Here is a 21,196-nt window from a genome sequence, read left to right as displayed (position 1 = left end):
TCAGGCCCCGGAAATCCCGTCGGGCCCGCCCGTCTGTCTGAGTGAGGACGCCAACATGGTCGATCTTGTCAGGCGAACCGAGCGCTTGGCCATCGCCGTTGTCGTGGGAATGGCGATCTGCCTGACGCTTATCCCGGCGATCTATGTTGCCCTCACCTACGGAATGTAGACGGTATATCAGTCGTCTGTCCGCTCCGAGGCAGGCGCAATCTCTTCACCACCTGCTTTCTCCAGGCTTGCTCCCATTGCGCCTGGCATGCCGGACATGTTCCCGCGCGCCATCAATCCCGAGAATCTCAGACAAAAAAGAACCCGCCCCGGCGTCAACCGAAGGCGGGCTCTCTCCGTTTTCCAGTCCGTTGATAAAGCATTCGACGGCTATCAACCTCCAATGCCCGAGAGCGTTCCACCGGAGTGATGAATTATGCTTCGATCTGCCCGTCGATCGTTCCGAGGCAGGGCCTGCTCTCTTTCGCCTTCGGCGAACTCAATCTTTCTTCCACGCCGCCAGCAGCGGGCCCTTGCTTCCATAGACGGGATCCTTGCGCGGACGGCCGACCTTGGGGATCGTCACCACCGCCTTGGCGTGGTCGGCGGTGGTCGTGCATTCGTCATAGGTACCGGCCGGCGGATAGGCGCCAACGACGAGAAAGTCGTCCGAAGCGGAGATGCGCTGGTGCCCCGTGCCGGCCGGAAGAACCGCGACATCGCCGGCCTTCAGCGCCAGCGTTCGGCCCTTCTTGCCGCCAAACCGGACCTTCGCCGTGCCACGCGCCACGCCGAGCACTTCGTGGATGCGCGAATGGTAGTGAACATAATCGTAGATGCCGTTGCGCCAGCTGTCTCCCCAGCCATTGGCCGAGAAAAGCGCCTCTAACACGGCCGCGGGATCGAAGTCTTCCGGCAATCTCACTGCGCCGCGATAGACGACCAGCGGCCAGGACGGATGATTGGGCACCAGGCCATCATCGCCAAACCTGAACTCGTTCGCTTTGCGCGGCCTGACAAGGTCGGCCGCATGACGGCTGTCCGGTCTTGCGGCACCGGTCACCTGTTCGGCCACTTTCTTGATGCTTTGCAGGATGCTCATGACGTCGCCTCGCCTCGGGGAACCAACGCTGATTCAACCCGATGGCCATCGCTTGGTTCCCCGCGGGCTCGCGCCCGCCACCGCCGCGAGGCGGATCGCTGAAGATCAGGCGGACCTGCCGCCTCGCCCTGCCTGCAGCGCATTGTCCATCGCAGCGGCCGGCGAAACCATATCCGGCAGCAATATGTCGTTGCGGCGTGCGAAGGTGACCAGCGTCGCGCGCACCGTCTCCGGGTCGATCTCACCGGCGATGCCCGCCTTGCAGGCATTGAGGGCGACGGCATGGGCGCCGTTGCGGCTGGCGGCCGGCCAGTCCTGCAACAGCGCGTAGGCTTCCATCACGCTTTCGATCTTCCTCGGAAAGCCCATTCCGACCAGAATGGTCACCGGTTCTTCAAACTGCCAGCGATTCATGGCTTGTGCCTCCTCTCGATTGTGCGGACCCGCGGCGGGCCGAACACCGGAAGGCGCGGCCCGCCGCGTAAGGTTCATGGGACTGCCCGTAAGGTTCAGGGGACTGAATGTCAGCGCTCAGCCGCCGGCCGAGGCCTCGGACGCCTCCGACACCTGTTGCGCGGCCAGGAACATCAGCGTCGCGGCAACGGTCCGCCGCTTCCAGCCGGCGGCTTCGGCCCTGTCGAGCAGTTCCGCCAGCAGCGGCTTCAACGCACCGCGGCATTCGCTTTCATAGGCCAGGAACTCCTTTGCCTGATGTGTCGGCGCGGGCACGGGCCCAAGGTCAGCAAGCGCATCCATATCTCTCTCCCTTCAACCGATGCCCGCTCCCTGTCGAGGGAGCGGGCGGACTGGTCGGACCTCAGAAGTCCATGCCGGCGCCGGCCGGCATTGCCGGGCTGGCGGCTTCCTTCTTCGGCTTCTCGGCCACCATTGCCTCGGTGGTCACCAGCAGGCCGGCGACCGACGCGGCATCCTGCAGCGCGGTGCGCACCACCTTGGCGGGGTCGATCACGCCCTGGCCATAGAGATCGCCGAACTCGTTGGTCTGAGCGTTCCAGCCCCAGCCGAATTCGCCCTTCTCGCGCAGCTTGCCGACGATGATCGAGCCTTCAGCACCGGCATTTTCCGCGATCTGGCGGACCGGCGTCTCGATGGCGCGGCGCACGATCTCGACACCGGTCTTCTGGTCGGCATTGTCCGTCTGGACAGCATCGAGCGCCTTGGCGGCCCGAAGCAGCGCGACGCCGCCGCCGGGCAGCACGCCTTCCTCGACAGCCGCGCGGGTCGCGTGCAAGGCATCGTCGACGCGGTCCTTGCGCTCCTTGACCTCAACCTCGGTCGAGCCGCCGACGCGGATCACCGCGACACCACCGGCAAGCTTGGCCAGCCGCTCCTGCAGCTTCTCGCGGTCATAGTCGGAGGTGGTCTCCTCGATCTGGGCCTTGATCTGCGCGACGCGGCCCTGGATTTCTTCCTTGCGCCCGACGCCGTCGACGATGGTGGTGTTTTCCTTTTCGATCACCACCTTCTTGGCGCGGCCCAGCATCTCCAGCGTCACATTCTCGAGCTTGATGCCGAGATCCTCGGAGATCGCGGTGCCGCCGGTGAGGATCGCGATGTCTTCCAGCATGGCCTTGCGGCGGTCGCCGAAGCCCGGCGCCTTGACGGCCGCGACCTTGAGGCCGCCGCGCAGCTTGTTGACGACCAGCGTCGCCAGCGCCTCGCCCTCGACATCCTCGGCGATGATCAGCAGCGGCTTGCCCGACTGGACCACCGCTTCCAGCACCGGAAGCAGCGCCTGCAGGTTGGCGAGCTTCTTTTCGTGGATCAGCACGTAGGGCTCGTCAAGTTCGACGCGCATCTTGTCCTGGTTGGTGACGAAATAGGGCGAGAGATAGCCACGGTCGAACTGCATGCCTTCGACGACTTCCAACTCGGTCTCGGCTGTCTTGGCTTCCTCCACCGTAATGACGCCTTCATTGCCGACCTTCTCCATCGCTTCGGCGAGGAAGCGGCCGATCTCGGCGTCGCCATTGGCGGAGATGGTACCGACCTGCGCGATCTCGTCGTTGCGGGTCACCTTGCGGGCGTTGGCCTTCAGCTCGGCGACGACGGCGTCCACCGCCTTGTCGATGCCGCGCTTCAGGTCCATCGGGTTCATGCCCGAGGCAACGGCCTTGGCGCCCTCCTTGACGATGGCCTGGGCCAGCACGGTCGCGGTGGTGGTGCCGTCGCCAGCAAGGTCATTGGTCTTGGAGGCGACTTCGCGCACCATCTGCGCGCCCATGTTCTCGAACTTGTCCTCAAGCTCGATTTCCTTGGCGACGGTGACGCCATCCTTGGTAATGCGCGGCGCACCGAACGACTTGTCGATGACGACGTTGCGGCCCTTGGGACCGAGCGTCACCTTCACCGCATTGGCCAGGATATCGACGCCGCGCAGCATCTTCTCGCGCGCTTCGGTATGGAATTTTACCTCTTTGGCAGCCATTGGATCACTCCTCTATCTCTAGGCAGCATTCGTTGACTGGTGGATTTTCTAAGAAGCCGTCAGGCGGCCTTCTTCACTTGCGCGGTCTGTTCGATCACGCCCATCACGTCACTTTCCTTCATGATGAGCAGATCCTCGCCATTGAGCTTGATCTCGGTGCCGGACCATTTGCCGAAAAGGATACGGTCACCCACCCTGACATCCAGCTCGGTCAGTTTGCCGCTGTCGTCGCGCGCGCCGGGACCGACGGCGATGACTTCGCCTTCCTGCGGTTTTTCCTTGGCGGTATCGGGAATGATGATGCCGCCGGAGGTCTTTTCCTCGGCCTCGATGCGGCGGACCAAGATACGGTCATGCAATGGACGGAACGCCATGTCGTTCTCCTCTTGGGACAAACAGGTTTTCAGCTTCCTCCACACCGGACCGGCAATTCGGGCCGATGCGGAATGCGGCGACCCTTTGTCAGGCATCGCGCGCGCATATCGAGCTAGTTTTCCCTTTTTTCGGTTTCAAGAGGCCGGCCAGAAAATTTTAGCACTCACGCCGTCGGAGTGCCAACTCACTGTTATAGCGGTCTTATTCGCTCTGCGTCGGGAGCCGCCCCTTGAATTTACGCCTAGATCCGGCAAAATTATCCGAGCCGGTACCATCGCCGGCGCCGGAACCGCTCACCCTCTGAAGGAGTTGTTTACCGACGGCGCACATTGATGGGCCGAGAGACTTTTTCGCCGTTGCGGCCACCGCTGCCGCCGAAAGGAGACACGAATGATCGCAAGCGTCAGCAAGGAGTTCCGCCTCCAGATGGAAGGCTATGGCCTGACCACCGCACAAATCCATTACCGTCTGCCTGACCATCGGAGCCTGCTGCAGCTTTATGTCTGGCAGGACTACGACCTGGCGCCGGAGTTCCCCGAACTCAAGGGCTTTCTCTCCTATTGGGAGCGCGAATTGGACGGGCCGCTTCACTCCGTCCACATCGCCCACCACCGGCTCATCACCCCATCGGAATGGCGGGCGGTCGACGGTGTCATCACGGTCCAGTAAGGGCGGCGTCATCGCGCGGTGCTGACCTTACCAGAAGCCGACCAGCGACCTCACCATCGCCTTCGCACCCGCCGTCTGCGAGCAAGCTTCAGATACGATGATTGACCAGCGCCACGCCGAGCCCGGCAAGGATCGAGCCGCGGGTTCCCGGCACCAGCTACCTTGCGCCGCTTGCCGGGGACCGCGCAAGGGCCAGTGAGGCGATGCCGGCCGCCGCCAGGTCCGCCATCGAGAACCAGCGGATCAGCGTTCGTCGATGAGATCGCAGTGCCGCCACGGCCACGTTGGATGCCCTCACAAAGCCAGGCTTCCCTGCTCCGCCCCCTCGGCATTGGGATCGCCGGGCGCCGTTGCCCAGGCGAGTTCGACCAGCGTCACGGTGCGCTTCCCCGTGCCGTCGACCTGGCAGACGATGAGGCCCTGCTCCTCGATATAGGTGAGCAGCCGCCGGGCGCGGCGCATGGAATGCGAGCCGTAGGCGCGGGCGATCGCGCCATCGCTCGGGCACGGCCAGCCCTCCTTCGCCGCGCGCGCGATCATCATGAACACGCCTTGCATGTCCTCGGGCAGCAGCGAAGCGCGCACCGAGACGTCACGCCACACATCGTCCTCGCTGGCTTCGGCCCCCAGCCCGGCACGGGCGCGCGTCAACATGCGGCGGAAGGCGGGCAGATCAGGCACGACCGAGGCGAGCCCCTCGATGCGGCAGCGCACGACAAACTCCTGGTAGAGCACCCCGATCACGCGGAAGCCCGCGTCGGGTTGTGCAAGAATGGCGCGCAGCACGCGGTCCACCCGCTCGCGCCGCTCCGCCAGATCCTCGGCGCTGACTTGCGGCTCCGCCGGTTCGGGGCGGATTTCCAGCGCAGCCGACTTCGCTGCCATCAACTGGTCGAGCAGGTCCGGCGACGCCACCCGGCGCGGCGCGCGCATCGTCTCGGGCGGCGGGGCGGCCAGGATGATGGCGCGGGCATCCTCGAGCGCCGCCTCCGGCAGCGGCATCAGCTTGGGCGTGCCGTTGCGCGGGCTGGTGTCGGTCGGGCCGATGCGCAGGCCGAGCGGCCGGCGCGACAGTGCCGGCCCCAGCGCCATGAACTGGCCGCGCTCCAGATCGCGGAAGGCCTCCGCCTGCCGCCGCTCCATGCCCAGGAGATCGGCCGCGCGCGCCATATCGATATCGAGGAAGGTGCGGCCCATCAGGAAATTGGAGGCTTCCGCCGCGACGTTCTTGGCGAGCTTGGCCAGCCGCTGCGTGGCGATGATGCCGGCAAGCCCGCGCTTGCGGCCCCGGCACATCAGGTTGGTCATGGCGCCGAGCGAAAGCTTGCGCGCCTCGTCCGACACCTCGCCGGCCACCGCCGGCGCGAAAAGCTGAGCTTCGTCGACCACCACCAGCATCGGGTACCAGTGGTCGCGCGCGACCTCGAACAGCCCGCCGAGGAAAGCGGCGGCGCGCCGCATCTGGTTCTCGGCATCGAGGCCTTCGAGGTTGAGCACGGTCGAGACGCGGTGGATGCGCGCCCGCTCGCCGGCCGCCTGCAGGCCGCGCTCGGTATGCTCCTCGGCATCGATCACCAGATGGCCGTAGCGTTCGCCCAGAGATACGAAGTCGCCTTCCGGATCAATGATGGTCTGCTGCACCCAAGGCGCGCTCTGTTCCAAGAGGCGCCGCAAGAGGTGCGACTTGCCGGACCCCGAATTGCCCTGCACCAGAAGGCGGGTCGCCAGCAACTCCTCGAGATCGAGTTTCGCCGGCGCGCCCGCTGTCGTGTGTCCCATCTCGATCGCAACGGTCATGCCAGACTCATCAGCTCCTTCGCGGACGGGCTTAGCAATCCGATCGCGGCCCGTCGAGCGTGGCATGGCCGGCGATTCGCGTTGCGCACAGCCGAGACAATGAAGATCTGGCCGCGATGGACGGCCGCAATCCGGCGGGCCTGCCGGATTGCGGCCCTGACCTGTGGATAGTAACCACCTGTTCACCATGGGCCGGCGTTTCGATTGCGGCGGCCGGCCAGCCGCTTAGCCTGGCCTCTGCATCGCCCCCCAAAGCGATGCACCCCAACGCCCCCAAATGGCGGCCGGCGTTTTCAAGTTTCTCTCCAAACGTATACGCCGGTCGCCACCCCTTTCGACTACAGCCTCGGCGCCTCATGCGGCTCGACCTGTCCTGGGACTGGCGGCAATCGCGGCGCGTCCAGACCCTCGAAGGGATCACGCCAGGCGTTGATCGCTTCAAGCCGCCGATACCAGCGATCGACCAGTCGATAGTCGCCGAGCGGCAGGCCCGCGACATCGTTGAAAGGCAGGAAGGTCGCCATGCGGAAGTCGGCATAAGAAACTTCGTCTCCGACCAGCCATTGCCGGCCCGCAAGCGCGGTCTCCAGGATCGCCGCCGTCGTGTGAAACAGTTTCAGCCCATCCTCGACCAGTTGGTGATCGATCGGCCCGATGTGATAACGCTGCTTGGTGCCGCGCTCGAAATGCACCATGTCGCAGGCCCGCATGAAATTCTCCTTGCCCCAACTCAGCCAGCGGATCATCTCGGGCTCATCGTCGCCGCTGCGCCAGAAATCGGACCCCATGTCGCGCGACAACCGGCAGGCTATGGCGTCGGCCTCCCACAAGCTTCCGCCGAGCCAGACCAGTATGGGCAGGGAAAGGTTGGGGTTGAGGGGCCGGAATCGCTCCGCTTGCCCCGGCGCGAACGGCGACGCGAATTCGAAGGTCACCCTCGCCCCGAGATGACGCGCCACCGCGACCCCCAGGCGCGGATTGGGGTTGCGGCTGAAGTACAGTTTTGTTTCCACCCCAGCCGGCATCGGCTCGACTTCGTCACTCATGAATGCCTCTCCTTGTCTCGGCGACCGTCGCCAGATCAAGGACGGATGCGGCTGGTGCAATCCGACAAATCATCCACTCCCCGTGCGCCGGGCGGAACGAGCAGCCTATCGAAACAGGATGGGTTGCGCAAAGTTTGGGTTGACGGTCTCCGACGACGAGGCGACACTTCATCCCACAGCAAGGCAGGAGGAAATACGATGGACGAGCCCGACCGCTGGCGCCACATGTCGAGCGCGCCAAAAGACGGCAGCCGGATCCTCGTGACGGTCCGCCCATCCGAGCAGGGGCCGGCGGAAGTCGACCTCGCCTACTGGTCACGCGCCGATCAGTTCGGTGACGAGGGCTGGCGCGCCTCCGATTCCTCGCCCGGCCGCGTCGTCGAATATGCCGAACCGGAGCTGAAGTGCTGGATGCCGATGCCCTCGGCCAATCTCAGCCGGGGCGCCTCGATGCCGGCGCCGTGGGAAGGCGACGACGCGCAACAGCTGGACGGCTCGGGGATTTAGCGCGCCGACCGCTTCGTCCTGTCAGAACAGAAACGCCGCCGTCACCGGATTCGGACCGTTACGGCCGTCAGCCGAATCCATACCGGCGATCGTCTCCAGGTCCTGTGCGTCCAGTTCGAAATCGAAGACATCGAAATTGGCCGCGATGCGGTCCTGGCGCACCGACTTCGGGATGACGATCAGCCCTTGCTGGAGATGCCAGCGGATCATTGTCTGCGCGGTGGACTTGCCGTGTTTGCGGGCAATGCCTGATATGGTCGGGTCGCTCAGCAACCGGCCGCTGCCCAGCGGACTCCAGCTTTCCGTATGGATGTCGTGCCGGGCGTGAAATTCCCTCAGATCGCGCTGCTGGAAGCGCGGGTGCAGCTCGATCTGGTTGACGACGGGCGTCACGCCCGTCTCGCCGATGATGCGCTCCAGATGATCCCTGTTGAAATTCGAAACGCCGATCGACTTGATGCGGCCGGCCTGCTGCAGCTCGACGAGCGTCTTCCACGCCTCGACATATTTGTCCTGGCTGGGCACCGGCCAATGGATCAGGAACAGGTCGAGCTGCTCGACGCCGAGCTTCTTCATCGTGTCGTCGAAGGCCCGAAGCGCCGCATCGCGCTGGTGCGCGCCGTTGCGCAGCTTCGAGGTGATGAACAGCTCTGCCGCCGGCACGCCGGCGGCGCGGATCGCCTCGCCGACCCCTTCCTCGTTCCGGTAGCCCTCGGCGGTGTCGATCAGCCGGTAACCGGCCTGGATCGCCCAGCCCACCACCTGCGCCGTGATGTCGTGATCGACCTGCCAGACGCCAAGGCCAAGCTGGGGAATGGCGGTGCCGTCGTTCAACGTGATCTGTTCGGGCATGGGAGAATCCTTTTGTGGGGGATGGTCCAGCCTATCTAGGTTTGGCATCGCACAACGGCCAGTCGATTGGGGAAAATTCGCGGACCCTTATTTCGGCCGGCGCACCGCCCTCACCACGCCAGCGTTTCCGCTGCCGCAGAACAGTCGGTCGGCGCCATCGGATTCCAGCCCCGAGATGCCCATGTCGGCAGGCATGTCGAGCTTCTCCAGAACCTTGCCCGTCCGCGGGTCGACGCGGCGCAGATCGCTTTCGTCGCCCTCCCAGGTGGCGTGCCACAATTCGCCGTCGACCCAGGTCACCCCGGTGACGAACCGGTTGGATTCGATGGTGCGCAGGATCGCGCCGGTCTCGGGGTCGATCTGGTGGATCTTGCGCTCCCGGTGCTGGCCGACCCACAGCGTGCCTTCGGCCCAGGTCAGCCCGGAATCGCCGCCATTGCCGGGGGCTGGAATGGTGGAAAGCACCTCGCCCGTGTCGGGATCGATCTTCTGGATGCGGTCCTTGGCAAGCTGGAAGAAATGCCGGCCGTCATAGGCGGTGCCGGCATGTGCCGCGACATCAATCGAGCGCAAGGCCTGCCCGCTCTCCGGATCGAAGGCGTTCAGCCTGTCGCCCGAGGCGAACCAGACATTCTTGCCGTCAAAGCTTACCCCGGCCACTGTATTAGCACCGGGAAAGGGCCCGTATTCCCTCAAGATTTCGGCTGCCGAATGTTTCATGTCCTTGTCCCTCGATGGTGGTCGTCGTCACTTTCTAGCCATTGGGAAGCGGCGCGGGGAGTAACAAGGTGGTCGTGAAACCCGCCACCGGCGGCGTCATCCAGCGGCGCGCCCGGCCATGGCCGAAGGATTGTACCTTGCCGGCCTCGGCAAGCGGCTCAAGCGCCCGCTGCACGCTGCGCTGGCCGGTTCCAAGTGCCAGCGCCAGGGCCGAGCTCGACCAGGCCTCGCCGTCGGCCAGCAAGGCAAGCACGGCCGCGTGCCGTTCCTCGATCGGCCGCGCCAGCACCACCACTGCATGGGCCTGGCGCGGCACCAGCGTGAAGCCATGCCTGGTGGCGCTGATGCCGGCCAATGCGCGAAGCTCGGCACGCAGCCGCCCGATCTCGACGCGCAGGCGCGCGCGATGCGATTCATCGGCATGCTTGCCGCCGAAGGCCCGCGCCACGAGTTCCCCCCGCGAAACATCACCGGGCCATGCTTCGGCGAGCGTCCGCGCCAAGGCGAACAGCACAGGCCGGCTCGCCAGCGAAACCGTGGTCCGCCCAATGCGCACGGCGTAGCGGAAAGCATCGACGACCAGCGCCGGCGTTCCCTGCAATGCCTCGACCTCTTCGAGCAGCAGCGGCTGCTCCCTGCCCTGCGCGATCAGCCGCGCCGCGGGTGTCTCCAGTGCCAGCCACGCGCTGTCGACCTCCGCGATGAGGCCGGGAATGCCGGCCTTGCGAGCGGCATGGCGCGCCCACTCCAGCGCCGCGCGCGCCGGCCTGGTACGCAGGCGCCGCATTGCGATACCGGCGACGGCGAGTTCGTGCGCGGCTCTTGCCGCCGGCGGCAGTGGCTCCGGGTCGAGCCCGGCCAGCACGTGCTCGGCCTCGTCGAGGCGGCCGATCAAGAGCAGGCGCCGCACCTTGAGGTGGCCGGCATGCGCCGCGTTCAACCGGTCGCCATGCTTTTCCAGCGCCGTGCGGGCCGCGTCGAGCGCCTTGGCCGGCCAGCCCAAATCACGCGAAACCAGCGCGATCTCGGCCTCCGCGACGACGCATCTGGCGCGCGCCACCGCCTCTTTCGGGCTGAAGGCACGCGCGGCCCGCCGCAACAAGAGCTTGGCGCGATCGAAGTCGCCGAGCTGCGCCATGGCAATGCCGCGCAGCGCCAGCGCCGGCGCATCCTCGCGCAGGGCGACGCGGTCGAGCGCGCCGAGCGGATCGCCGGCCGCCAGCGCCAGCGCTGCCGCGGTGATCAGCGAGTCCATTCAAATCCCGTCACACTTGTAACTCCCACCTCGGCGCCGCGCCGCCCTAACTTACGTCAGTACCGTCAACCAGCAAGACGTGCCGGCAATGACGGCAGCATGGGAGAACCAGAAAAATGCCTGCCTCCACCGACCTCGACCTCGACGCGGCCAATGATACGGCCAAGCGCGCCGCACGCCACCCCTGCTGCGCCGGGCCGGATCTTTCGGATTTCGCCGCGCCTGCGGCTCCCCCACACGTCCAGGCAACACCACACCGCAACGACGCCACGACCGGCAAAGGAGAAGACCAATGACCATGACCATGAACACCCCACCGATCGTCTCACAGCAGGATTGGAACGCCGCGCACGAAAAGATGCTGGTGAAGGAGAAGGCGACGATGCGCGCCAGGGACGCGCTGTCGGCCGAACGCCGGCGCATGCCGTGGACGGAAGTGGACAAGGCCTATGTCTTCGAGGGCCCTGACGGCAAGGTGAGCCTGCTGGACCTGTTCGAAGGCCGCCGCCAGCTCATCGTCTACCGCGCCTTCTTCGAGCCCGGCGTCTATGGCTGGCCCGATCATGCCTGCCGCGGCTGCTCGCTCGGCGCCGACCAGGTCGGCCACCTCGCCCATCTCAACGCCCGCGACACCACCCTCGCCTACGCCTCTCGCGCCCCGCAGGAAGACATCGAGCGGCTGAAGACACGGATGGGCTGGGAAATCCCCTGGTATACGATCACCGATAGCTTCGACAAGGACTTCGGCGTCGACGAATGGCACGGCCACAACGTGTTCATCCATGACAGGAACCGCATCTTCCGCACCTATTTCATCAACAACCGCGGCGACGAGGCTTTGGGCACCGTCTGGAGCTATCTCGACATCACGCCGCTCGGCCGCCAGGAGGTGTGGGAAGACTCGCCCGAAGGCTACCCGCAGACGCCACTCTACAGCTGGTGGAACTGGCATGACAATTACGATGCCGGAGCCGACAAGAAATGGGCCGAAGTGTCAGCTGCCGGCGAGGCCGCGTTCCGCGACAAGGGCAACCAGTAAGCTGGCGCAAGCCCGTCCAGCCTGGGTTCCTCTCCTCCGGCAGGGCCGAGGACCCCAGGTCATGACGGGCCGCAACCATCAAGGGAATAAGATCATGAGCGATATCCCTTCCGGCATCGGCAGCGTGACCCCCGAAAATGTCGTCCCCCATGGCATAGCCGACTGGCTATGCCTCGCCGCGGCGCCGACCTTTGCGGTGATGGCGCTGCTTTCCCGTCTTCACGGCGGCGACGGGACCATGCTGTGCATGGGTGCCTCGCCGCTGACCGGCTCGATCCTGACCGGCATGCCGGCCATGTATCTGCTGATGAGCGCTTTCCATCTGGCGCCCTGGCTGAGGGTGATCTCCCGCCGCTAGGCGCTGAGAAGGCATGGCTCTGCCCGACTCCGGCGCCCGACCTCACATCGCGATGTCATTGACCGGCAGCAATGGCTTGGGAAGATCGCTCTCGCCGAGCCCGGCGCGCATCTCGATCTCGATGTCGCGGCAGATTTGCGAGATCGGCACGTCGTTGGCGTTGCCCTCGAAAGGGTTGGCGCTGCTCTCGCCGACCTGATCGAGGGACATGTAGGCCCAGCCCAGCAGCGTGCTGAACGGGATCGTCAGCCAGATGCCGATCGAGCCGAGCATTCCCCCCAGCTTGCCCATGTCGGCGAACACCGGAACCACGCCGAACGGCAGCAGCGTGCAGAAGATCATGACAAACATGGAACTGACGATGGCGTATTGCCGGGGATAGGGATTGTTCTTGATGCGGTCGCAGCGCGCCTGCTGGTCGTGGAAGTCGCGGATCAGCTTCGTCAGTTCGCCATGGATCTGCGGCGGGACCTTGGCGTCCTTGAACAGTGCGTTGACCTGGACAGACTGCAATTCGAGCAGGGCTATCGCCGGACGAGGCGATTTCAGGACGTCCGCGGTCTGGTCGCCCAGCAGCGGGCGTAATTCGTCGGCGATCGAACCCTTGTCCTCCTGAATGTGGTAACGCCGCCGGTATTCGATATTGGCGGCCTTCCCCATGGATTCCCACGGCATCGGCCGCCGCAGCGCGTATCGCAGCGCCGTCATCCAGGCGATATGGCGGTAGATGAGCTGCCTGGCCGTCGGCGCATCGAGGAAATCCCGACAGAAATTCGACCATACGCGGCTGCTGGCCGTGATCTGCGTGAAGGCCTGCAGCGCCTCACTGCTGCGGGTGAACACCTGCGAGTTCTTGAAGCCGGCAACCAGCGACACCGTGGTGCCGAGCACCAGCACCACCGACCATGGCACGGAGAACCCGGCAATGCCCGGAAAGCGGTAGGCAGCGACGGCCAGCCCACTCACCACCACCATGTAGAGGACGCTGCGCCGTGACCACAGTGCGAAATCGATCACCTTGTAGGAACGGCCTACATACATTGAAATGCCCCTCAATCACGAACGGCCGGCAATCGGGCCACCGGTAGCCTGACGCCTATCATATCGTTTGCACAGGGCGAAGAGCCGTCGACCGCGGTGTGCGCAGGACGCCGCCATGGGCACGGGATCTCGCCCGCGCCCGTGATCGTTCCCCCTATCTCAATTGCACTTCGGCTTGGCGAGTTGCAGGCGTCCGCCAGCTCCGCCCGGCGGGTCCTTGTGGAAGACCGTCTTGAAGGATTCCAGCAGCACCGGACTGCACCGTCGGCAAGGCCTGGACCCCGATCGACGCCGGCGTGGGTTCACCAATAAGCGCCTTCATCATGGCAAGCGCCTCGGCGACGCCCTTGTCATCGGGACGCCACGAGCCGGTAGCCTTGAGCGGAACGCCCTTGGCGATCTCGATTGCCGGCCGCAGGCCGAGATCGACCGTGGTGATTGGAATGTCGATGCCTTGCGCGCGCATCGAGGACAGCGTGTCGAGCGCCAGCTGGTCTCATCCCACCGTCTCGTAGCGGGCGCGGCTCAGGCTGACCAGGCAGGCGATGGCCGCGCAGACGCCGGCCAGGACCAGCGCGAGGCTGGGTGCGCCTGTCGGCGGCACGGTCGCGAAAATGATCGACATCGAAATGGCGCCAAGCGTTTGTCCCAACAGCCGTGCCGTGCCCTGCATGGCTCCCGCCGCACCGCTGCGCGCCTTCGGTGCGGAGAGAAGCAGGATGCGGTTGTTCGGCGTCTGGAAAAGACCAAAACCCGTGCCCGCGACGACGGTTCCGACCAGGAAGGCAATCGCCCTTGGACCGGGCGGTGTCAGGCCCGCGATCAAAAGGCCGATCGCCAGCAACCCGCCGCCGGCGGCGCACAGCCACGCCGTCTTGAAACGATCGGCCAGCCGCCCCGAAATCGGCGCGATGATGATCGTCGCGATGGGCCATGGCATCATGTAGAGGCCCGCCTGGACCGGGCTCATGTGCAAGGCGTGCTGCAGGTAGAATGGCAGCGCGACGTAGCTGAGCATCTGCCCGGTGAAGCACGCGATCGAAGCGATGACGGCTATCCGGAAGGCTGGATCGGCCAAGAGGTCGGTCGGCACGATCGGTGCGGCACTCCTGCGTTCGAGAGACAACAAGATGACGAGGCACAGGACGGAACAACCGATCAGGATCGACCCGCTGACCGGCGCACCGGCGATGCGGTCGGCGCCCGTGAAGAACAGGATAAACATCAGTGTGTTGGCCAGCAATGCCACGAGGTTGAGGTGACGCTTCATGCCATCCAGATGCGCAAGCAACCCGCCAGACAACAGGACGATGATGCCGATCGGGATGTTGACGGCGAACAGCCACGGCCAGCTGGAAACGGAGAGGATCGCGCCGGCGACACCAGGGCCGGCGGCCGCGGAAATCGCAATCGTCATCGCGTTGAAGCCGATCACTGTTCCGAGCAGCCGCTGCGGCACCGAAACGCGCAGGTTCATCGGCCCGGTCGCCATGATGGCGCCCGCCCCCAGCCCCTGGATGGACCGGGCAGCCACAAGAACAGGCAGGCTGCCGGCGAAGGCGCAGGCCGCGGAAGCCACCGTGAACAGCGCGACACCCAGAAGAAAGACACGCCGGGGGCCGTGGATCTCGCCCAGCGCGCCGCAAGGCAAAAGAGCCACAAGCACCGCAAGCTGGTAGCTCGACACCACCCACACGGTGCTGCTGGCACTGGCATTGAGCGACGCCGCGATGGATGGCAGCGCGACATTGGCGATGGCGCCGTCCAGCACGACGAGCACCAGCGTCATCAGCAGGACGCCGATGGCCAGGTAGCGGCGTGGCGACGGCAGGCCGTCATGGGCGGGAGTGATCGTTGCGGCTATGGACATCGGAGGCTCCGCTTCGTGGATTGTCGCCGCATCGATACCGCTCACCCCATTATTGCACCAGACGCAACGGAGTAAATTGACCGTTGCGTCAAACGCCTCATCCCGTTAGGCTCTCTCATGCTCGATCTCGACCTGAACCTTCTGGTGGCGCTTGACGCCTTGCTGCGGGAGCGCAGCGTCTCGGGCGCCGCCAAGAAACTTGGCCTCAGCACGTCCGCGATGAGCCGCACACTGTCGAGATTGCGGCTGGCGCTGGGCGATCCCATCCTGGTGTCGGCGGGACGCGCCATGGTGGCGACGCCTCATGCCGAAGCGATTGCCGAACAGGTGCACACGCTGACGTCGGAGGTCCGGTCCGTGCTCAGCCCCTCGCCGGAGATCGACATCAGCCAGGTGCGGCGCGATTTCACCATCCGGGCCAATGAAGCCTTCGTGCTGCTCTACGCCGCGCGTCTCCATGCCCTTGTCACCAGTGCCGCGCCCGGCATAAGGCTGCGCTTCGCGCCCCGGCCGGACAAGCGCATCGAACTGCTGAGAGAAGCCACGATCGACCTCGATATTGGCGTGCTTTCGGGTGATGGTGCCGAATTGCGTGGTCAGGCGTTGTTCGATGACCGTTTTGTCGGTGTGGCGAGAACGGGGCATCCGCTTCTGGAGACCGAAATAACCGCTGAGCGTTACGCCGCGTGCCGGCACGTGGTCTCATCCCGGCGAGGCCATTTCATCGAACCGATCGATGAAGCACTCGCCGAACTTAGCCTTTCGCGAAAGGTCGATCTGGTGGTGCCTAGCTATCCGGCGGTCGTCTCGGTCGCGGCCGCATCCGATCTCGTTGGACTGGTGCCGCGCTCGTACCATCTGGGTGCGACAGGCCGTACCCAGATGTTTGCTCTGCCGGTGGCAATCCCAGGCTTCACCATCACCCAGGCATGGCACCCCCGCATGGATGCCGATCCCGTGCATCGCTGGCTGCGATCGTTGATCTTCAAGGAGTTTCCGGGCGCGGTTCGCCGGCTCGAGCAGCTGGCGACGGCAGGAAGTCTGGTGGCGGATCGACGGCGGACCGACTGATCCTGTTCCCGGACCCGGAGCAGTCGCCGAGCTGCCATGCCGGAGCAAATTCAGCCGCCCCCAAACACGATCGCACGATCAGCGTTTGTCATCGCTCGCCTCATGCCGGGGCAAGCGGCGTTCGCCCTCTCATCCAGCCTTCGTCGCCCCGAACCGCAACCCGTCCATCAGGAGCTTGACCAGACGGCGCGAGCGGTCGCGCCATTCGGGCGTGTCGGGCGCCGAGTAGATGCCGCCGAGCGCATGCAGCACGTCGGAGGCATCGACATCGCCGCGGATGGTGCCGTCGGCCACCGCCGCCTCGACCAGTTGCCGCAGCGCCTGCGACACCCGTCCCGACGTGTCGGAAAACAGCGTCGAATTGGTGTTGAACAGGATGCGCAGGCTGGTCGCCAGGCCGCGCTTGGTAGCGATGTAGTCGACGAAGCGGCGCATCCATTCTTCCAGCGCCACATCGGAGGGATATCTTGCAGCGAGCTCGCCGGCCGCCGCGCACAACCCCTCCGCCTCGCGGCGGTAGACCACCTCGACCAGATGCTCGCGTGTCGGAAAATGCCGGTAGAGCGTGCCGATGCCGACGCCGGCGCGCCGAGCGATCTCCTCCAGCGAGGCGTCGATGCCGCGCTCGGCAAAGACCGCAGCCGCCACCTCGACCAGCCGGTCGCGATTGCGCCGTGCATCGGCACGCAACGGCTTGTCGGCGGCGGCGGTTTTTTGGTCAGCGGTTGTGACGGGCTCAAAAGCCAATTTTTTTCTCCACCAGGGATATGGGGGCTTGAACCACGCCTGGCCAGCCCCCACGTAAATAAACGGAGGCACCTCCGCTTTTAGTGGAGAACCCCCATCATATAATCAGGGGAACCGGTATGTCACGTCTTTCGAAGCCGCAACCCGCCACTTTCCCAACCCGCAGGAGATTGGCCGTCGCCTGACCTTGCCCTTCCCCGCCCCTACCCCACTTCATTCCCCTCAGCGTCAAGCAACTGGAGCCAGACGCCCATGACCAGCCTTCCCATCTCGCTTACCGTCAACGGACATCGACACGAACTGGAGGTCGACCCACGCGTCACCTTGCTTGACCTGCTGCGCGAGCGGCTTGAGCTCACCGGCACGAAGAAGGGCTGCGACCGCGGCCAGTGTGGCGCCTGCACGGTGCTGGTCGACGGCAAGCGCATAAACTCCTGCCTGGCGCTGGCGGTCAGCCATGACGGCGCCGAAGTGCTGACCATCGAAGGTATCGCTCACGGTGAAGAACTGCACCCTGTGCAGGCCGCCTTCATCGCCCATGACGGTTTCCAGTGCGGTTTCTGCACGCCCGGGCAGATCATGAGCACGCTCGGCCTGATCGCCGAAGGACAGGCTGGCGATGATCCCGAGCGCATCCGCGAGGGGCTGAGCGGCAACATCTGCCGCTGCGCGGCCTATGGCGGCATCGTCGAGGCCGTCCTGGAAGCCCAAAAAAACATTGAAGCCCAGAAAAACATGGCCGACACCGCCACCACCGAGGCACGCAGGAGGACCGCGGCATGAGAGACTTCGATTTCATCAGGCCGGCCACCGTCTCCGACGCCATAGCGGCGGCGGCCGAACCGGGTTCGGCCTATCTCGCCGGCGGCACCAATCTGCTCGATCTGATGAAGGGCGGCATCACCAGCCCCGAACGGATCGTCGACATTACCCGCCTGCCGGAACTCAATCGCATCGAAACGCTCGATGATGGCGGCCTGCGCGTCGGCGCGCTGGTCCGCAATGCCGATCTCGCATATGATCCGGCCTTCGCCAGAGCCTATCCGGCGGTGGCCGAAGCGCTGCTTTCGGGCGCCTCTGCGCAGCTTCGCAACGCCGCCACTGTCGGCGGCAATCTGTTGCAGCGCACGCGGTGCAGTTACTTCTACGACACCGCCAGCGCCTGCAACAGGCGCGAACCCGGTTCCGGCTGCTCGGCGCTTGGCGGCGAGAACCGCCTGCATGCGGTGCTGGGCTGGAGCGATGCCTGCATCGCCACCCATCCCTCCGATTTCTGTGTGCCGCTGGTGGCGCTGGACGCCGTCGTCGAGATCGAGGGCAAGGGAGGCCGGCGCCACGTGACCTTGGAGGAATTCCACCGGCTTCCAGGCGACACGCCGCAGCGCGAAACCGTGCTGCAGCCAGGCGACCTGATCGTTGCGGTGCGCCTGCCGGCGGAAGCAGCGTCCTTCGCCGCCCACGCCCGCTACCTGAAGCTACGCGAACGCACCTCCTATGCCTTCGCCGTCGTTTCGGCTGCCGCGGCCCTGACCGTCGCCGACGGCAAGATCCGCGCCGCGCGGCTGGCGCTCGGCGGTGTCGCGGCCAAGCCATGGCGGGCGCGCTCGGCGGAAGCGGTGCTGCTCGGCGCCGATGCCAATGAAGCGAGCTTCGTTCGGGCCGCGGATGCGGCTCTGGCCGACGCCAGCCCCTCCGGCGACAATGCGTTCAAGATCGAGCTTGCCCGCCGCATTGTCGTCAGGGCGCTGATGTCCGCACAGGCGGGAACGCCCGCTCTGATGCCCGCTTTGCCTGCTTCCCCTTTTTCCTCCCTTCCCGGAGTGCGTCATGACGCTTGAACTCGGCCTCAACCAACAGCCTGCCCATACGCGCCAGGGCTCCAGCATCGGCCAGCCGCTGACGCGTCGCGACGGATTTTTGAAAGTCACCGGGACCGCGCGCTTTGCCGCCGACAACAATCCGCCCGGCATGCTCTATGCCGTGCTTGCCGTCTCCAGTATAGCGCGCGGCCGGGTTGTCTCGCTGGATGTCGAGGCGGCCAAGGCGCATGCCGGCGTGGTCGAGGTGATGACGCCACTGAACCGGCCGGCGCTCGCCGTCGATCCGGATGCCAAGGACCATCCCTTCATGTTCCGGCTCGACCTGCTGCAGAACGATGGGGTTCGCTATCCCAACCAGAGCATTGCCGTGGTGATCGCGCGGACGCTGGAAGCGGCGACCGAAGGGGCGGCGCTGTTGTCGCCGCGCTATGAGGAGTTGCCGGCGCGCGTTGGTCTGGACGGCGCCAAAAGCTTCGTGCCGCGCGGCGTTGGCGTCGGCAATCCGGCTGTGCAGGAGAAGGGCGATGTCGAGGCCGGCCTCAAATCGGCAAGGACGCGGATCGAGGCGACCTACGAGACGCCGGCCCAGTACCACAACGCCATGGAGCCCCACGCGATCGTCGCTGCCTGGGATGGCGACCGGCTGTCGATCGACACGCCGAGCCAGGGCCTGGCCATGGCGCAGGGCCGCATCGCCGGCCTGTTCGGCATCGCGCCGCAAAACGTCCATATCCGCAGCCCATTCCTGGGCGGCGGCTTCGGCTCCAAGGGCATGATTTCCGGACCGCAAGTGCTCGGCATCCTGGCGGCGCGTCTCGTCGGCCGCCCGGTCAAGCTGGTGCTCCGGCGCGAGCAGATGTACGGCCCGGTCGGTCACCGCGCCCCGACCCGCCAGACATTGCGCATGGGCATGGATGGCGAAGGGCTGCTGACCGCGATCTCCCATCACGCCAGGACCACGTCGAGCACGTTCGACGATTTCTTCGAACCGGCGGCCGATGCCTCGCACACGCTCTATGCCAGCCCGGCCATCGCCACCTCGCACGATGCCGTGCGGCTCGACACCGGCACGCCGCTGTTCATGCGGGCGCCGGGCGAGGCCACCGGATCGATCGCGCTTGAGAGCGCCATCGACGAGGCGGCCCATGCCTGCGGCATGGACCCGCTGGAATTCCGGCTCAGGAATTACGCCGAGGTCGAACCGATGACCGGCAAGCCGTTCTCCTCCAAGGCGCTGCGCGAATGTTACGAACAGGCCGCCGAGGCGTTCGGCTGGGCGAGTCGCCCGCTGCAGCCGCGGCGGATGCGCGACGCCGACGGTTTCCTCACCGGCTGGGGCATGGGCACGGCGACGTTCCCTGCACTCATGTTCCAGGCAGAGGCACGCGCGGTGCTGAGGGCCGACGGCACCGGCTTGATGGAGACCGGCGCCCAGGACATGGGCCAAGGCGCCTGGACGGCTTTTGCCCAGATTGCAGCAGACGGGCTGGGGCTCGACATCGACCAGGTCGATTTCAGGGCCGGCAGTTCCGACCTGCCCAATGCGGGCATCGCCGGCGGTTCGGGTCACACGGCGACGGCCGGCATGGCCATCCACAATGCGGGTGCGGCCGTCATCGCCAACCTTGCCGGTCTCGCCACCGGCGACGAAGCCTCGCCGCTGTTCGGCGCCGGCAATGAAGGCGTTGTTGCACGCGGCGGACGTCTTTACCGGCGCGATGACGAAAGCCGCGGCGAAAGCTATACCGAGATCCTCGTCCGCGCGGGCCTGACCGAAATCGAGGGCCGGGGCAAAGGCGCTCCGGACCCGGCCTCCCAGGAGACGTACGCCAAGCACGCGCATGGGGCCGTCTTCGCCGAGGTGAAGGTCGACCCGGATCTCGGCCAGATCCGCGTCACCCGGCTGGTCGGCGCATTCGCCGCCGGACGGGTCATCAATCCGCGGCTGGTGCGCAGCCAGTATTATGGCGGGATGATCTGGGGCGTTTCCTTCGCGCTGCATGAGGAAGCCGTCACGGACCGGCGTTCCGGCCGCATTCAGAATGCCAACCTGGCGGACTATCATGTCCCGGTGAATGCCGACGTGCCCTCGGTCGAGGCGCTGCTGGTTCACGAGGACGACCCTTACGTGAACGCCCTCGGCATCAAGGGCGTTGGCGAAATCGGCATCACCGGCACTGCCGGCGCCATCGCCAATGCGGTCTGGCACGCGACCGGCGTGCGCCCACGGCGCTTTCCGATCCGGATCGAGGACCTGCTGGGGTGACGAGCGGTCCGCCCGAAACGACAGGCCTGCGCCAGAGCATGATGCCGAAAAGTGGGAACCGGTTTTCGGACGACATCATGCTCTATCTCTTTGATTTAGACGCGGATTCAGATTTCAGGTCGAACGGACCTGAAATCATCCGGCTCTAGGGCAGGCAAGCGGTCGGTTGGAGCGCCCTGCCCAGTTTCAATTCATTCCCCCAGCGTCAAGCAACTGGAGCCAGA

At 65.6% G+C, this 21,196-nt stretch carries 23 protein-coding genes; 9 read left to right on the top strand and 14 right to left on the bottom strand.

Annotation, left to right across the window (positions count from 1 at the left end; genetic code table 11):
* Positions 1-487: 487 nt before the first annotated feature.
* The 5 genes from FJ950_RS19650 to FJ950_RS19630 all read right to left on the bottom strand — a co-directional run bounded on the left by FJ950_RS19650 (position 488) and on the right by FJ950_RS19630 (position 3,913).
* Positions 488-1,090, bottom strand: coding sequence for a cupin domain-containing protein (locus FJ950_RS19650; protein WP_140618007.1), 603 nt, complete (start codon positions 1,088-1,090; stop codon positions 488-490).
* Between the two features lie 105 nt (positions 1,091-1,195).
* Positions 1,196-1,504 carry a DUF982 domain-containing protein gene (locus FJ950_RS19645; RefSeq protein ID WP_015316965.1) on the bottom strand — a complete coding sequence of 103 codons (309 nt, stop codon included), beginning with the start codon at positions 1,502-1,504 and terminating at the stop codon, positions 1,196-1,198.
* Positions 1,505-1,621: 117 nt separating this feature from the next.
* Positions 1,622-1,846 (bottom strand): hypothetical protein, encoded by a 225-nt coding sequence (locus FJ950_RS19640; RefSeq protein ID WP_015316964.1) that lies wholly within the window; start codon positions 1,844-1,846, stop codon positions 1,622-1,624.
* A gap of 61 nt (positions 1,847-1,907) precedes the next feature.
* Positions 1,908-3,539, bottom strand: coding sequence for a chaperonin GroEL (gene groL / locus FJ950_RS19635; RefSeq protein ID WP_015316963.1), 1,632 nt, complete (start codon positions 3,537-3,539; stop codon positions 1,908-1,910).
* Positions 3,540-3,598: 59 nt separating this feature from the next.
* A complete protein-coding gene (locus tag FJ950_RS19630; protein ID WP_015316962.1) occupies positions 3,599-3,913 on the bottom strand; it encodes a co-chaperone GroES in 315 nt (104 codons plus the stop codon).
* A 391-nt stretch (positions 3,914-4,304) separates the two neighbouring features.
* On the opposite strand from FJ950_RS19630, the gene FJ950_RS19625 reads away from it, so the two are divergent.
* The gene (locus FJ950_RS19625) at positions 4,305-4,583 is read left to right on the top strand and encodes an usg protein (RefSeq protein ID WP_015316961.1); all 279 of its coding nucleotides are present in this window, start codon (positions 4,305-4,307) and stop codon (positions 4,581-4,583) included.
* A gap of 294 nt (positions 4,584-4,877) precedes the next feature.
* Here FJ950_RS19625 and FJ950_RS19620 read toward each other — a convergent pair whose 3' ends face one another.
* Positions 4,878-6,380 carry an ATP-binding protein gene (locus tag FJ950_RS19620; protein WP_015316960.1) on the bottom strand — a complete coding sequence of 501 codons (1,503 nt, stop codon included), beginning with the start codon at positions 6,378-6,380 and terminating at the stop codon, positions 4,878-4,880.
* A gap of 338 nt (positions 6,381-6,718) precedes the next feature.
* Positions 6,719-7,426, bottom strand: coding sequence for a glutathione S-transferase family protein (locus FJ950_RS19615; protein ID WP_015316959.1), 708 nt, complete (start codon positions 7,424-7,426; stop codon positions 6,719-6,721).
* Positions 7,427-7,624: 198 nt separating this feature from the next.
* On the opposite strand from FJ950_RS19615, the gene FJ950_RS19610 reads away from it, so the two are divergent.
* Positions 7,625-7,933 (top strand): hypothetical protein, encoded by a 309-nt coding sequence (locus tag FJ950_RS19610; protein WP_015316958.1) that lies wholly within the window; start codon positions 7,625-7,627, stop codon positions 7,931-7,933.
* 21 nt (positions 7,934-7,954) lie between these two features.
* Here the strand turns inward: FJ950_RS19610 and FJ950_RS19605 are convergent, their stop codons facing one another.
* The 3 genes from FJ950_RS19605 to FJ950_RS19595 form a co-directional block, all read right to left on the bottom strand.
* Positions 7,955-8,785 carry an aldo/keto reductase gene (locus tag FJ950_RS19605; RefSeq protein ID WP_015316957.1) on the bottom strand — a complete coding sequence of 277 codons (831 nt, stop codon included), beginning with the start codon at positions 8,783-8,785 and terminating at the stop codon, positions 7,955-7,957.
* Positions 8,786-8,872: 87 nt separating this feature from the next.
* Positions 8,873-9,505 (bottom strand): PQQ-binding-like beta-propeller repeat protein, encoded by a 633-nt coding sequence (locus tag FJ950_RS19600; protein ID WP_015316956.1) that lies wholly within the window; start codon positions 9,503-9,505, stop codon positions 8,873-8,875.
* A gap of 34 nt (positions 9,506-9,539) precedes the next feature.
* Positions 9,540-10,760 (bottom strand): helix-turn-helix domain-containing protein, encoded by a 1,221-nt coding sequence (locus tag FJ950_RS19595; RefSeq protein WP_140618006.1) that lies wholly within the window; start codon positions 10,758-10,760, stop codon positions 9,540-9,542.
* Between the two features lie 116 nt (positions 10,761-10,876).
* On the opposite strand from FJ950_RS19595, the gene FJ950_RS19590 reads away from it, so the two are divergent.
* The 3 genes from FJ950_RS19590 (at position 10,877) to FJ950_RS19580 (ending at position 12,157) form a co-directional block, all read left to right on the top strand.
* Positions 10,877-11,056, top strand: a complete 180-nt coding sequence (locus FJ950_RS19590; protein ID WP_140618005.1) for a hypothetical protein — start codon at positions 10,877-10,879, stop codon at positions 11,054-11,056.
* A complete protein-coding gene (locus FJ950_RS19585; RefSeq protein ID WP_140618004.1) occupies positions 11,053-11,799 on the top strand; it encodes a thioredoxin family protein in 747 nt (248 codons plus the stop codon). Before FJ950_RS19590 ends, FJ950_RS19585 begins: the two co-directional genes overlap by 4 nt.
* Positions 11,800-11,893: 94 nt before the next feature.
* Positions 11,894-12,157 carry a hypothetical protein gene (locus FJ950_RS19580; protein ID WP_140618003.1) on the top strand — a complete coding sequence of 88 codons (264 nt, stop codon included), beginning with the start codon at positions 11,894-11,896 and terminating at the stop codon, positions 12,155-12,157.
* 42 nt (positions 12,158-12,199) lie between these two features.
* On the opposite strand, the gene FJ950_RS19575 is transcribed toward FJ950_RS19580, so the two are convergent.
* From FJ950_RS19575 to FJ950_RS19565, 3 genes are all read right to left on the bottom strand, one after another.
* Positions 12,200-13,198: a bestrophin family ion channel gene (locus tag FJ950_RS19575; protein WP_140618002.1), complete on the bottom strand. Its 999-nt coding sequence runs from the start codon at positions 13,196-13,198 to the stop codon at positions 12,200-12,202.
* Positions 13,199-13,352: 154 nt separating this feature from the next.
* Complete coding sequence (locus FJ950_RS19570; protein ID WP_246681350.1) at positions 13,353-13,664, bottom strand: hypothetical protein; 312 nt, start codon at positions 13,662-13,664, stop codon at positions 13,353-13,355.
* A gap of 30 nt (positions 13,665-13,694) precedes the next feature.
* Entirely contained in the window at positions 13,695-15,068 is a 1,374-nt protein-coding gene (locus FJ950_RS19565; protein WP_181171336.1) for an MFS transporter, read from the bottom strand.
* Between the two features lie 117 nt (positions 15,069-15,185).
* Here FJ950_RS19565 and FJ950_RS19560 point away from each other — a divergent pair, with 117 nt between their 5' ends.
* On the top strand, positions 15,186-16,139 hold the full coding sequence (locus FJ950_RS19560) for a LysR family transcriptional regulator (protein ID WP_140618001.1): 954 nt from the start codon (positions 15,186-15,188) through the stop codon (positions 16,137-16,139).
* A gap of 129 nt (positions 16,140-16,268) precedes the next feature.
* Here the strand turns inward: FJ950_RS19560 and FJ950_RS19555 are convergent, their stop codons facing one another.
* On the bottom strand, positions 16,269-16,886 hold the full coding sequence (locus tag FJ950_RS19555) for a TetR/AcrR family transcriptional regulator (protein WP_140618000.1): 618 nt from the start codon (positions 16,884-16,886) through the stop codon (positions 16,269-16,271).
* Between the two features lie 252 nt (positions 16,887-17,138).
* Between FJ950_RS19555 and FJ950_RS19550 the strand changes: the two genes are divergently transcribed.
* From FJ950_RS19550 to FJ950_RS19540, 3 genes are read left to right on the top strand one after another with little or no spacing between them, the layout of a single operon-like run.
* A complete protein-coding gene (locus FJ950_RS19550) occupies positions 17,139-17,669 on the top strand; it encodes a (2Fe-2S)-binding protein (protein ID WP_140617999.1) in 531 nt (176 codons plus the stop codon).
* Positions 17,666-18,724 (top strand): xanthine dehydrogenase family protein subunit M, encoded by a 1,059-nt coding sequence (locus FJ950_RS19545; protein WP_140617998.1) that lies wholly within the window; start codon positions 17,666-17,668, stop codon positions 18,722-18,724. Before FJ950_RS19550 ends, FJ950_RS19545 begins: the two co-directional genes overlap by 4 nt.
* Positions 18,714-20,972 (top strand): xanthine dehydrogenase family protein molybdopterin-binding subunit, encoded by a 2,259-nt coding sequence (locus FJ950_RS19540; RefSeq protein ID WP_140617997.1) that lies wholly within the window; start codon positions 18,714-18,716, stop codon positions 20,970-20,972. Before FJ950_RS19545 ends, FJ950_RS19540 begins: the two co-directional genes overlap by 11 nt.
* Positions 20,973-21,196: the final 224 nt, after the last annotated feature.

The sequence above is a fragment of the Mesorhizobium sp. B2-3-14 genome (genome assembly GCF_006442175.1).
Taxonomy (GTDB): domain Bacteria; phylum Pseudomonadota; class Alphaproteobacteria; order Rhizobiales; family Rhizobiaceae; genus Mesorhizobium; species Mesorhizobium australicum.
Note: the sequence above shows the minus strand (reverse complement) of the source record. Positions and strands in the feature narration are given on the sequence as shown.